The 13,018-nt window shown below is 59.6% G+C and carries 10 protein-coding genes and 1 pseudogene; all 11 read right to left on the bottom strand.

Going from position 1 to position 13,018, the window contains the following annotated elements; translation table 11 throughout:
* Positions 1-104 precede the first annotated feature (104 nt).
* Positions 105-1,172, bottom strand: coding sequence for a phosphatidylserine/phosphatidylglycerophosphate/cardiolipin synthase family protein (locus tag M3O22_05495; GenBank protein MDP9196208.1), 1,068 nt, complete (start codon positions 1,170-1,172; stop codon positions 105-107).
* A 116-nt stretch (positions 1,173-1,288) separates the two neighbouring features.
* Positions 1,289-1,906, bottom strand: coding sequence for a 30S ribosomal protein S4 (gene rpsD, locus M3O22_05490; protein MDP9196207.1), 618 nt, complete (start codon positions 1,904-1,906; stop codon positions 1,289-1,291).
* A gap of 120 nt (positions 1,907-2,026) precedes the next feature.
* Positions 2,027-2,788 (bottom strand): 16S rRNA (uracil(1498)-N(3))-methyltransferase, encoded by a 762-nt coding sequence (locus M3O22_05485; GenBank protein MDP9196206.1) that lies wholly within the window; start codon positions 2,786-2,788, stop codon positions 2,027-2,029.
* A gap of 199 nt (positions 2,789-2,987) precedes the next feature.
* The gene (locus M3O22_05480) at positions 2,988-3,482 is read right to left on the bottom strand and encodes a pentapeptide repeat-containing protein (GenBank protein MDP9196205.1); all 495 of its coding nucleotides are present in this window, start codon (positions 3,480-3,482) and stop codon (positions 2,988-2,990) included.
* Between the two features lie 12 nt (positions 3,483-3,494).
* Positions 3,495-3,662: pseudogene (locus tag M3O22_05475) on the bottom strand (hypothetical protein).
* Between the two features lie 221 nt (positions 3,663-3,883).
* Positions 3,884-4,639, bottom strand: coding sequence for a pentapeptide repeat-containing protein (locus M3O22_05470; GenBank protein ID MDP9196204.1), 756 nt, complete (start codon positions 4,637-4,639; stop codon positions 3,884-3,886).
* Between the two features lie 81 nt (positions 4,640-4,720).
* Complete coding sequence (gene dnaE, locus M3O22_05465; protein ID MDP9196203.1) at positions 4,721-8,293, bottom strand: DNA polymerase III subunit alpha; 3,573 nt, start codon at positions 8,291-8,293, stop codon at positions 4,721-4,723.
* 306 nt (positions 8,294-8,599) lie between these two features.
* A complete protein-coding gene (locus M3O22_05460; GenBank protein MDP9196202.1) occupies positions 8,600-9,493 on the bottom strand; it encodes an EamA family transporter in 894 nt (297 codons plus the stop codon).
* Between the two features lie 2 nt (positions 9,494-9,495).
* Positions 9,496-9,972, bottom strand: a complete 477-nt coding sequence (locus tag M3O22_05455) for a GNAT family N-acetyltransferase (GenBank protein ID MDP9196201.1) — start codon at positions 9,970-9,972, stop codon at positions 9,496-9,498.
* The gene (locus tag M3O22_05450) at positions 9,969-10,433 is read right to left on the bottom strand and encodes an NUDIX domain-containing protein (GenBank protein ID MDP9196200.1); all 465 of its coding nucleotides are present in this window, start codon (positions 10,431-10,433) and stop codon (positions 9,969-9,971) included. Before M3O22_05450 ends, M3O22_05455 begins: the two co-directional genes overlap by 4 nt.
* 2 nt (positions 10,434-10,435) lie before the next feature.
* Entirely contained in the window at positions 10,436-12,841 is a 2,406-nt protein-coding gene (pheT, locus tag M3O22_05445; protein ID MDP9196199.1) for a phenylalanine--tRNA ligase subunit beta, read from the bottom strand.
* Between the last annotated feature and the right edge of the window lie 177 nt (positions 12,842-13,018).

The raw sequence follows: 13,018 nt of genomic DNA, 5'->3' as shown, positions 1-13,018 counted from the left end.
GTCAAAGCCCTTGCCTGTGGGGACTGCCACAGGCGGCGGTCTTTTCCTGGCCGGGCAAGGCGCGCCGACACGCGCAGCATGGACCTTCCAGCCGGGTTTGGACCCTAAAGCAATTTCCTGAGGCTGCGGCCCGCATAGCCCAGGATCCGGTACAGAAGCGGCAGGGAGCGCCAGTAGTCCCGGCCTGCTTCTGCACAGTGCGCCAGATCTTCCTCGTAGTGCCCCTGCAGTGTGGCGACAATGGCAGGGTCGTGGATTACGATGTTGGCCTCCCGGTTGCGCCGCAGGGACAGGTAGTCCAGATTGGTGCTGCCCACTGTGGCCCACGTGTCATCAACAACAGCGTATTTTGCATGCAGGACGGTTCCCTGGTACAGGAAAATGCGGATCCCTTTCCTGTACATCCAGGGAAACCAGGAATGGGACACACAGTCCGCAAGGGGCACATCGCTGGCGGCGGGCATCATGATGCTCACCCTCACGCCGCGGCGGGCTGCCTGTGCCAGGGCGCGGCGCAAGCCAAAGGGGGCCAGAAAATACGGTGTCACCAGACTGACAGACTGTTTCGCCCCGTGGATGGCTTTCATCAGTTCCCTGTAAATGGGATTGAGGCCCAGCTGCGGGCGGTGCATGATATACTCAACAGGTAATCCGGCAGGGCGGAACTGCGGATTGACCAGGCGCCGGAAACGGGTGCGCCAGCCGGCCCGCCTGCGGGAAAAATGCGCTACCACCTGGTCGATCGCGGGGCCGGTGAACCGGACCTGGGTGTCGCGCCAGTCTGCCATGTCCTGGTCAAGGCATACACCGCCGATCCACGCAATTTCTGAATCCACCAGCAGGGTCTTGGTGTGGTTGCGGGGGAACCACAGGGCCGGCCGGAACAGGTGCATAAGCCCCGGTGGATTGTAGAATTCCACCAGTCCACCGGCCCTGACAATATTCTGCACAAGATCCGAGCCGAAAACCTCCCGGCTGCCGATCCGGTCCAGCAGCAGGCGTACAGCCACTCCCTCTTTCAGTTTCTGCAGGAACAGTTCCAGAAAGGTGCGGCCGACCGGATCATCGGCTACGATATATTGTTCCATCTCAATGGATACGCGGGCCGTGCGGCAGTCCGCCAGCATGGTGTCCCAGGTTTCCCGGGGAGTCTTGCAGAATTTCAGATCCATATTTTACTCCCTGTATGGCTGTATAACCGTTCCGGGAGGCGAAGGGTCCAAAAATAATCCCAAAACAAAAGCCCCTGCCGCAGGGGCAAGGGCTTCTGCAATCCACAGAGAAATGATTACCTGGAATAGAATTCGATAACCAGGTTGGGTTCCATCTGGACCGGATAGGGAACGTCGGACAGGCCGGGGGCCCGCACGAACGTGCCCTTGAAGGTACCGGTATCGACCTGCAGGTATTCGGGGATGTCACGCTCGGCCGAGGCCATGGCTTCCATGACCAGCGGGATCTGGCGGACCTTCTGGCGCACCTCGATCATGTCACCGTCCTTCAGCTGGAAGGACGGGATGTTGACGCGCTTTCCGTTCACCAGCACGTGGCCGTGACTGACGAACTGGCGGGCGGCAAAGGGTGTGGGAACAAATTTCATGCGATAGACCACGGCGTCCAGGCGGCGCTCCAGCAGCTGGATCAGGTTTTCACCGCTGTCGCCCTTGCGGCGCATGGCCTCGGCATAATAGCGGCGGAACTGGCGTTCGCCGATGTTGGCGTAATAGCCCTTCAGCTTCTGCTTGGCCATCAGCTGGATGCCGTAGTCTGTCGGCTTCCTGCGGCGCTGGCCATGCTGGCCGGGGCCGTATTCGCGGCGGTTCAGGGGGCTTTTGGCGCGGCCCCACAGGTTGACCTGGAGGCGGCGGTTGATCTTGTACTTGCACTGCTGGCGTTTGCCACTCATTGATTTTTCTCTCACTGCTGTTGTCCCGGTAGTCCATGACCATCAGGTCTGGCGGGACATTATACACGCACGTCCACTTTCCCGGGAATGGGCCGCACTATAACCAGTCTGGTCCGGGAGTCAAATATTTCGGATATTCTGCCGGGGAGCGGATTGCCAGTCGCCCCGGATCGCCTGCCAGCAGGACAGGATAGCGGCCACAGCTGTCTCGGCGCGCAGAATCCTGGGTCCAAGATGGACCGGCATTACAAAGGGCTGATTCCGCAGAAGGGCCAGCTCCTGCGGTGAGAAGCCTCCTTCGGGGCCCACCAGGAACGTTGCTGGCCCTTGCGGAGCTTCACCAAAGGCTTTGGCCAGGGGCACTGATTCTCCAGCCTCGGCGCACAGAAACAGGGTCTGGCCGGCCGGCCACCGGGACAGGAGAGCGGCCAGATCTTCCGGTTCCTGCACGACCGGGACGGACAGGCGCTCGCACTGCTCGGCGGCCTCGATGGCTTGGGATCGCAGCCGGTCTGTATTCACGCGCCCCACCTGGGTGCGCTCCGTAAGGACCGGCTGCAGGTGCGTGACGCCCAGTTCTGTGGCCTTCTCGATGATGAAATCCATCCGGTCCTTTTTGACCGGAGCAAACAACAGGCGGATTTCAGGAAGGGTATTCTGGACCCGTATCTGGTTTTGCAGGGTTACTGTGACGCTGTTCTTTCCCTGGAAATGAACAGTTCCGGCCCACTCGCCATCCCGGCCATTGAACAGGGCTACGGTGTCCCCGTCCTCCAGTCGCAGAACGTGACGCAGGAAATGCGCCCGGTCCGGATCCAGGAGGATGGTTTTTCTAGGCCCCAGGAGATCAGGTACATAAAGACGGGTAGCAGGGTCGGACATGCTGGTATCCGTTTCTGAGGAAAACAGGCAGGATATTATCCTGTCCAATGGACTGTTTCCACACCGGGGTTTCAGATGCCTGCTGTCACGGCCCCGGGAATCTGGCCGCCGGAACGGGGCGTTCCAGAAAACGTCATGATCCTGCATTCAGGACAAGCTGCTGTTCAGGCTTGTTCCGAATAATCTCCGGGTTTTCTCTTTACGGGACAGCTCTTGCTTGCTGGCAGAATCCAGCTGTTGCCGGCTGATTTTGTTGCAGACGTTGAGGCTTCTGCCCTGCGCCTGACAGAACCTGTTTCAGAACATCAGCATTCAGCGCCAGTCCTGTTATTGCAGTCAGCAATCGAAGCTCCCGGGAGCGGATGGTAATGCAGTCCGATGCGGACTTTCCCACCCGGAGGGTTTTCGGGACGGGGCATTCGCCTTTGGCCATTTTGACCAGAAGGACAAGATAATTGTCGGGATCAACAAGAGCGTCTCTCAGGTTCACCCGGGCCAGATTTGTGTCGGTCAGATTTGTCCTGGTCAGGTTTGCGCCGGTCAGATCTGCTCTGGCGAGATTTGCATGGAGCAGGCTTGCCCCGCTCAGGTTTGCACCGGTCAGATCTGCTCTGGCGAGATTTGCACAGAGCAGGTTTGCCTTGGTCAGGTTCGCCGTGCGCAGCGTCACTCCGGCGAGCTTTACTGCTTGCATATACGCCCCTTCCAGCTCAGCTCCTGTCAGGTTTTTCCCGGACAGATCCACTCCTGTAAAATCTGCAAACTCGGCTGTGTCGTCGAGAAAGAACCTGAGGGCCCCATACACATCGCGTGCTGAAGATACAGTGATGGGGGATCTTCGTGATCTGGCGGTAAAAACAAGAGTTGCAGACATGACAGCAGCCTTCTTGTGATCAAAGCGGATACTCATAAAATATCACGGACCCCCGAAAGTAATTCGCCTTTCACATTTCCACCAGCTCTTACACCCCTGCCAGCGAGCGCAAGGTGTGGCGGGTGTCGGGGGAGAGGGTGAATGTGCGGGGCAATGAAATGTCGACCTCGGTCAGGGGGGCGGTTTCGACCAGCACGCTGATCCTGTCTGGATTCCGGACGTTAAATGTGGAATTCTGGTGTGTCTGGAAACGATGTAACAGGCAAATCCGGTGCCCGTACTGTTGTTGAAGGGCCCTGTCCGCCAGTAACAGCCTGTGCAAGAGCGCCCGGGATCAAACCGGACTTCTGACGTTCTCTTTTGATTTCCATATCCAGTCGGGCCGCATCCCAAGTCTCGTAGTTGTCAGGATCATCTCCTACCCGGATGGATTTGAGGACAGGACATTTCCCCTCGGCCATTCTTCTGATCAGGGCATAGGCATTGTCCTTATCTACCAGAACCTGGTCCAGTTTTGCTCCTGCAAAATCTGCCTTGAACAAATTGGTGCCTATCAAAATGGCATTGGTCAGATCTGCATTGGTCAGATTGGCATTGGTTAGATTGGCTTTTGTCAGGTCTGCCCATTTCAGTTTTGTTTCGTGCAGGTTTGCATCAGTAAAATCTGCATTGGCCAACTCTGCACTAGTCAGAAATGTTCCATGCAAGTGGGCGTTGTTGAAATCTGCATTATTCAGATATGCATTGTGCAGATTTGCCCGATCCAGCTTTGCCTTGTAAAAATTTGCATAAGATAAAGAACCTTCATGCAGATCTATTTCGATCAGGTCCTGGTACGATAAATCAATAAAACGCAGATCTTTTTTCCGGTTTTTACTGGAATTGGCAATCTCCAGAGTGGCTTTGACTGTCTCCGCTCCTTCAATTACGAGAGGATTCTTTTTTGCCTCCGGCCTGAACGGAATTTCTATAGTCATATGAAATTTCTCTAGAGTTATTTGCCTGGGATCACAATAACACCAGAATACGAAAGTAAATCCTGTTTCCGGCTTCCGGACTTACATCTCCACCACGTCCTGCACACCGGCTAGTGAACGCAGGGTGTGGCGGGTGTCGGGGGAGAGGGTGAACGCGCCGGGGAGGGAGATGTCCACCTCGGTCAGGGGGGCGGTTTCGACCAGGACGCTGATCCTGCTGCGGCCTTTGGGGAGTTTGGCCAGCGCGTCTTTCAGTGCGATCAGGCCTGAGGCATCTTTCAGGACAAGCTGGATACCCTCGGCTGATCTCGCCACCACTTGGTCCAGCAGTTCCACGACCGAGCAGGTGAGGCGCAGGTCCTCGCCGTTTTTCTGGGCGTCTACCGTTACAATAACGGCCCTGCCGGCCTCGAGATTTTCCCGCGCCGTGGCCAGGATTTCAGAGAACATCATCACCTCGAATACACCGCTGCTGTCCGACAGCTGCACAAAGGCAAAGCGGTTGCCGCTTTTGGCCATGCGTTCCTGTTTGGCGATCACCACGCCGGCCATTTTGAACCGGGTGCTCTTGCTGCTGTCCAGACGGCGGGGGAGTTCGGCGATAGACACTACGCCCAGGCGCTGCAGTGGCCGCGCATAGCCATCCAGCGGATGGGCGCTGAGATAAAAACCAATCGCCTCAAACTCGTGGCGCAGACGCTCCAGAGGGTCCCACGGCGCGGCCGCTGGCAGGGGTGGAACGTCAGAAGCCACCGCGCCGCCGCTGAACATGCTGGCCTGGCCGCTGGCGCGTTCCTCGGTGGTCGTGTGGGCATAGCGGGTCATGGTTTCCACCGCCGTGAACACCTGTGCACGGTTGCTGTTCAGGGAGTCAAACGCGCCCGCGCAGGCCAGGCTTTCCAGCTGGCGCTTGTTCATCACTTTCAGGTCCAGCCGGCGCGCAAAATCAAACAGGTCGGTGAACGGGCCATTTTTTTCGCGCTCGGCCAGAACGTCCTTCATGGCCTGCAGACCCACGCCCTTGACGGCGGCGAGGGCGTAGCGGATGGCCAGCACTCCTGTATTGTCATCCTGAGGGAGGGAGCCGACCGAAGGATCTCTTGTCTGCCGGGTTAAAGATCCTTCGCTGCGCTCAGGATGACAGGAAGAGGAAGAAATCTTCTCCACATGGAAATCCGGCCAAGACGCATTGATATCCGGCGGTAATAACTTGATGCCAAGGCGCTGGAGTTCCTGCCGGAACATGTTCAGCTTGTCCGTATTGCCCATATCGAACGTCATGGACGCGGCCAGGAATTCCACGGGGAAATTGGCCTTCAGGTACGCGGTCTGGTACGCGATCAGGGCGTACGTGGCCGCGTGGGACTTGTTGAAGCCGTACCCGGCGAACTTGTTTACCTGGTCGAAAATCAGGCCCGCCTGGTCGGCGTCCACGCCCCGGGCCACGGCGCCATCCACGAAAATTTTCCGCTGGGCCTCCATCTCCTCCTTGATCTTTTTGCCCATGGCGCGGCGGAGCAAATCCGCGCCGCCCAGCGTATAGCCCGCCAGCACCTGGGCGATCTGCATCACCTGTTCCTGATAGACCATGACTCCGTAAGTCTCTTTCAGGATTGGTTCCAGCAGGGGGTGCAGATAATCGGGCTTTTCCACACCGGTCTTGGCGTTGATGTATTTCGGAATGTTGTCCATGGGGCCGGGGCGGTACAGGGCCACCAGCGCAATCAGGTCCTCAAGGCAATTGGCGTGCATGCGTTTCAGCACGTCGCGCATGCCGGAACTTTCCAGCTGGAACACGCCGGTCGCATCGCCGCGGCCCAGCATGGCGTAGGTTTTCGGATCATCGAGAGGGATCTTTAAAAGATCAATCTGCCACTGTGGTTCCGGCCCGCGACGGGCGATCAGCTCGACTGCTTTCTGCAGCACGGTGAGGGTTTTCAGGCCCAGAAAGTCGAACTTCACCAGGCCCGCTTTTTCCACAAACTTCATGTTGAACTGGGTGGCGGGCAGCGCGGAGCGTGGGTCGTGGTACAGGGCCACCAGGTCCTGCAGAGGCCGGTCGCCGATGACCACGCCGGCCGCGTGGGTCGAGGCGTGGCGGTACAGGCCCTCGAGCTTCAGCGCGATGGTGATCAGGCGCTCGACCGCCTCGTCCGTGCGGCGCATCTCCTGCAGCTGGGGCTCCATCTCCAGCGCCTGGGGCAGGGAGATCGGATTGGCCGGGTTCTGCGGGATCAGCTTGCAGATCTTGTCCACATGGCCATAGGACATCTGGAGCACGCGGCCCACGTCGCGCACCACGGCGCGGGCCTGCAGTTTACCGAATGTGATGATGTGGGCCACGCGGTCGCTGCCGTACCGCTGCTGCACATAGCGGATCACCTCGTCGCGGCGCTCCTGGCAGAAGTCGATATCAAAGTCCGGCATGGACACGCGTTCTGGGTTCAGGAATCGCTCGAACAGCAGGCCGAACTGCAACGGGTTCATGTCGGTGATCTGCAGCGCCCAGGCGGCCACCGACCCCGCGCCCGATCCACGGCCCGGGCCCACGGGAATATTCTGCGCCTTGGCCCATTTGATAAAGTCGGACACGATCAGGAAGTAGCCGGGGAATTTCATCTGGATAATGACGTCCAGCTCGAACTCCAGCCGCTCGCGGTAGGGTTTGGCGATGGAGTCTTTCTGTTCGGGGGAGGCGTTGGCAGGAAACACCAGGGTCTCCAGCCGCTGTTCCAGACCGTCGCGGGCTTGGGCGCGCAGCTCGTCGGCCTCGGTGCGGCCCTCTGCCGTGGGAAAGGCGGGCAGGATGGGGTCGGAGGATTTCAGCAGGAATGAACAGCGGCGCGCAATGACGGCTGTATTGTCAATGGCCTCGGGCAGGTCGGCAAACAGTTCGCGCATCTCGGCGTCGGACTTGAAGCGATGCTCGGGCGTCACGCGGCGGCGGTCGGTCTCATTGACATACCGGCCCGCGGCGATGCACAGCAGCGCATCGTGAGCCTCGTACATGCTCTCGTCCGCAAAGTACACGTCGTTGGTGGCGACCAGCGGTACGTCGTGCGCGTACGCCAGGTCGATCAGGTCGTTTTCCGTGCGGTTTTCTTCGGGTGTGTTATGGCGCTGGATCTCCACATACAGGCGGTTCGGGAAAAGATCTTTCAGTCGTTTGAGCAATGTTTCCGCAGCCGGTTTGTGACCGTTCTGCAAGGCGTGGCCCAGCGGGCCTGACGGGCCGCCGGTGAGGGCAATCAGGCCCTCGCTGAATTTTTCCAGATGCTTCCAGGTGATGTGCGGCGGCTCGTGCTGGGCCAGATCCAGAAACGCCGCGCTGGACAGGGCCATCAGGTTGCGATACCCGGCGGCGGTCTGGGCCAGCAGGACGAGGGTATCCGTCTCGAACATGTGGGTTTTGCTGCCCGCACCCTTTTCCCCCTCGCGCTTGAGGGAGAACGTGGCGCCAATGATGGGCTGCACACCGGCCTCCACCGCCGCCATGGCGAACTCCAGCGCACCGAACAGATTGTTGGTGTCCGTCACCGCCAGCGCCGGCATCCCCTGCGCCTTGCACAGCTTCGCCAGATCCTTGGGATGAATCGCCCCCTCCGCCAGCGAATAGGCCGAATGTACGCGCAGATGAATGAAGGGGTGGGTCATTTGTAGTCGTACCAATAATTAGGGTTGAGCTTGTCATTGGTACGAGGAAACATCGATCCGGTTCTTTTGCAGAAGATATAGTGTTGATTGATTATTTTCTGCCACTCTGATTTTGAGTCTGCGAAATTATTGCAATAATCGAATCCTTCAGGGTGAGATTTTTCTAGCGATTCTAGCTGTTCGATTATCCAATCCGACAAATATATGTAACAATGTCTTAAGCAGGCTTGTTTTTTATAGCTCCTTACAAGGAAGAATAAAAAAAATAGCGCGGCTAATATCAAGCCCCATACAGGAATATACATTTCATCTCCTTTCGGTTCCTCCAGCTTGCCCCAGAAGGGTGACGTTATTCAACTGATTCAGGCACAGGCCGCCGATAATCAGCAGGGTAGCGCAGAGTTTCCAGGCCGGCCAGGCTTCTCCCAGCAGAATCGTGGCGCCCAGCAAGCCAAAGACCGGGGTCAGCAGGGCGAAGGGCATGACTGCGGCGGCGGAGTGCTGCGCCAGCATCCGGATCCACAGGGCATAGCCCATAAACGTTGTCAGGTAGGCGACATAGGCCACAGACAGCCAGGCTGTCATATCCATGGCGGCAAAAGATTGCATGATCACTGTCCGTCCCTCAACAGCAAGGGACAGCAAAGCCAGGGGCGGAAAGGCAAACAGGCTGGCCCACACCACGACGCCGAACATGTCGACACCGGCGCCCAGGGTTCGGGCCAGGACATTGCCTGCGCTTCCGGACAGGGCCGCGAGGATCAGCAGACCGAGGCCAGCCAGAGTCACCTCACCCCCGGTGTGAAAACCCACAACCGCTACGCCCCCGGCGGCGACCAGTGCGCCCGCGATCTGCACCAGCCGGGGCCTGTCTTTCAAAAATACAGCGGCCAGTCCTATGGTAAAGAAAACCTGGACCTGGAACAGAAGCGATGCGAGCCCCGCCGACAGCCCCACGTGCATGGCCGAAAACAGCAGACCCTGCTGGCATACGAACATCACCATGCCGTACAGCGCCAGTTTCCACAGCGGCACGGCGGGCTTTCGGATTAAAAGTATCGCAGGAAACAGCACGGCGAAAAACCGCAACGCCGAGAACATCATCGGCGGAATGCTCTCCAGCCCCGCCTTGATGGCCACATAGTTCAACCCCCACGCCGCAGCGACAAGAACCAGAATCAGGATGTGTTTCAAGGGCATATTTACAGCGCCATCCGCATATTGACCACCGGAACACTGTGGCCGCTTCTGAACATGTGCTGCGACGGTTCGAGGGCCTGAAATCCCAGACTTTCGTAGAACGGCACGGTTCTTTCCACGGCTGACAGGTGGAGGGTTTTGATTCCCCGGGCCCGGGCGTTGTCCAGCTGTACCTGCATCAGCTTTCGCCCGATACCCAGGCGGTGACAGCGGGGATGGACGTAAACACCCATGTCTTCATCTTTGATATTGAGGCCACAGCAGCCCACAATCTGCCCATCCAGTTCCGCGACCATGAAAAGGTGTCTCGGATCCTGGATCAGCTTTTCCCATTTTTCAGTCGTATGTCCTCCGGCCCAGTCCTGGATAACCAGAGGATGGTACACACCTCCGTAAGTACCGCGTATCGCCTCGGCATGCATCTGTGCAATGCCAGCGGCATCGGACACAACAGCAGGGCGGTAAAGCGGGGAGTTCATGCTTTCAGAATTGCCATGCCTTCTTCCGCCAGAAGGGGAAATTCCTGCAGGCCCAGGCCGCCGGGTGAGCCAAGAGCTGCGCGGACGTTTCTCAATAATTTTTCGGGCAGCGCGCTGCGCGGGTACCAGTCCATCAGGTCACATTTGTCCGGCTCGTTGTTGCAGAAATCACCGGTCCATTTTTGCGCCCTGAAAAAAAAGTCGAGGCACTGATCGTTGGGGCCATAGACGCTGTGCGAGACGTGGAACAGCGTCATATCCTCCACCGCGACCGACACGCCCGTTTCCTCCCGGGCTTCCCGGACAGCGGCCTCGACCAGATGCTCGCCCTGGTCCACATGCCCGGCCGGCAGCGTAAACCACCCGTTGGCCCAGCCGGTATTGTGCCGCCGCATCAGCAGAACCTTTCCGTCCCGCTCGAACAGCACATACACCGCGGCGACGAATTTGAAGCGGTCCATGATTACTCCCGCAGCGTCGCGCCCGTGGCTTTTGCAGCGCTGGCAACGATCTTTGCCGACAGGGCCTCAATGTCGCTGTCCGTCAGGGTTTTGTCCACAGGCTGCAGCGTGACCGACAGGGCCAGGGATTTGCGGCCATCCGGTACGCCCTTGCCCTCATATATGTCGAACACGGCCACCTGGCGGATCAGGGCTTTGTCAGTGCCCTTTACGGCCCGCACCAGTTTATCCGCGTCCATGTCCCGGTCCAGGATGAAGGCAAAGTCGCGTACGACGGGCTGGAGTGTGGGCAAGTCGGCGAGGGGTTTTGCTGTGCCTTCCTTTTTCTTTGGCACAGGGATGGCCTCCGGAAAGACCTCGAAGCCGGCGGTGGGGCTGTCGATCTTCATCTCTGTCAGGACTGCGGGATGGATTTCCCCGAACCAGGCCAGAATGTTGGGTCCCAGACGCAGGGTGCCCGAACGTCCCGGATGGTACCAGGCCGGCGTATCGCGGGTAATCTGAAGTTCGACTGAAGGCGGCAGGCCAGCCGCTTCCAGCGCGGCTAGGGCGTCGGCCTTTGCGTCCAGTGCATCCACTGGCCGCTGCTTTCCGGCCCAGTGGCGGGGCTGGTTCATGCCTGTGCGCAGGCCCGTGGCCACCAGCGTCTGGTCTTCAGGCTTGCCGCTGCGGAACGCGGGTCCGGTCTCGAACAGGGCGGTATCGGGATAGCCCCGCGCGGCGTTGCGCCCGGCGGCGGTCAGCAGATTGGGCAGGATCGAGGGGCGCAGGGTGTCCAGATCCGCACTGATGGGATTGGCCAGCCTCAGGCTGTTGTCAACGGCTCCGCCAGGAGCGAAGAGAGCCGCGGTCTTCCCCTCCATGAAGGACCAGGTGACGCTTTCGGCCATGCCACGGGCCGCCAGGGTGCGACGCACGGACAGGGCCCGTTTCCAGACTGTATTGATCGCCGGCTGGGTGATGGAGACCGACCGGGGCGGCAGGACGGCGGGGATGGAATCGTACCCCTGGATGCGCAGGACTTCCTCGACCAGGTCGGCTTCGCCCTGGATATCCGCGCGCCAGGACGGCGGCGTCACCTGCATGGGGTTGCCGGCCGTAACACTGAAGCCCAGCGTTTCCAGGATCTGTTTCTGCCGGTCTGCAGGCACATCCAGACCGCCCAGGGAAGCACAGCGTCCGGGCCGCAGGGAGTATGTGCGTTTCCACTCCGGCTCTCTTCCCGCCACGGTTACCTCGCTGGCCTCACCGCCGCACAGATCCAGGATCAGCTGGGTAGCCGCCTCCATGCCGGGCAGGACGCTGGCCGGGTCCACGCCACGCTCGAACCGGTAGCGGGCATCGCTGTTGACCTCCAGCTTTCCGCCGGTGAGGGACGTGCGCACGGGGTCGAACAGGGCGCACTCCACCAGCACGTTGGCGGTATCCGCTGTGCAGCCGGTGCTCTCGCCGCCCATAATGCCGCCCAGCGACAGGACACCGGAGTCATCCGCAATCACTGTCATGGTGTTGTCGAGGGTGTATGTCTTGCCGTTCAGGGCTGCCAGCGTTTCTCCCGCCCCGGCCAGGCGCACCTTCAGGCCGCCTTTGACCTTGTCCGCGTCGAACACGTGCAGGGGACGGCCCAGATCCAGGGTTAGCCAGTTGGTGATGTCCACCAGGGCCGAGATAGGCCGAAGTCCGACCGCTGTCAGCTGGTCCTGCAGCCAGCGGGGGCTGGGTCCGTTTTTCACATGTTTAATCAGGCGCAGGGCGAACATGGGGCAGGCTTTTGCGGGAAGATCCAGAACCACCGGCACAGGGTTTTTGAACGCATTGCGCAGGGCAGGGAACTTCAGCGGCTTCAGCGTGCCGAGACCCGCGGCGGCCAGATCACGGGCGATGCCGCGTACGCTGGCGCAGTCAGCCCGGTTGGGAGTCAGGTTGATTTCAATGACCGGATCGTCCAGTCCCAGAATCGCAGCGACAGAGACACCCACAGGTGCATCGGCGGGCAGTTCCATGATTCCCTTGTCTGCTTCATCCGGCAGGCCCAGCTCCCGGGCCGAGCACAGCATGCCGTTGGACTCAACGCCCCGGATCACGCCCTTTTTCAGTTCAGTCCCCGTGGCGGGAATGACGGCACCCGGCGGAGCAAAGGCCACGCGCAGGCCAGCCCGGGCATTGGGCGCGCCGCAGACGACCTGCAGGGTGCCGGAGGCTGTTTCCACCATGCAGACCTGAAGCCTGTCGGCGTTGGGGTGCCTTTCCGCGGTTTTGATATGACCCACAGTAAAGGCGGCCAGAGCCCGCGCCCGGTCGGCCACACTCTCCACCTCCAGTCCCACGGCGGTCAGTTTTTTAATGATCTCATCCAGCGACGCCTGGGTGTCCAGATGGGTCTTCAGGGCAGACAGGGTGAATTTCATGGGGCATACCGCAATGAACAGGGAAATGGCCCGGAATTTATGCCCGATACAGGGTCGCCAGTGCAAGCCATGATTGGGCTTGAAGCGGGGCCGGGCTGGGGCTATAAAACCGGCCTGCCCGTGTTTCCGGAACCTTGCGGAGTGTAGCTCAGCCTGGTAGAGCGCTACGTTCGGGAC

It is taken from the genome of Pseudomonadota bacterium (genome assembly GCA_030775045.1).
GTDB lineage: Bacteria > Pseudomonadota > Alphaproteobacteria > JALYJY01 > JALYJY01 > JALYJY01.
Note: the sequence above shows the minus strand (reverse complement) of the source record. Positions and strands in the feature narration are given on the sequence as shown.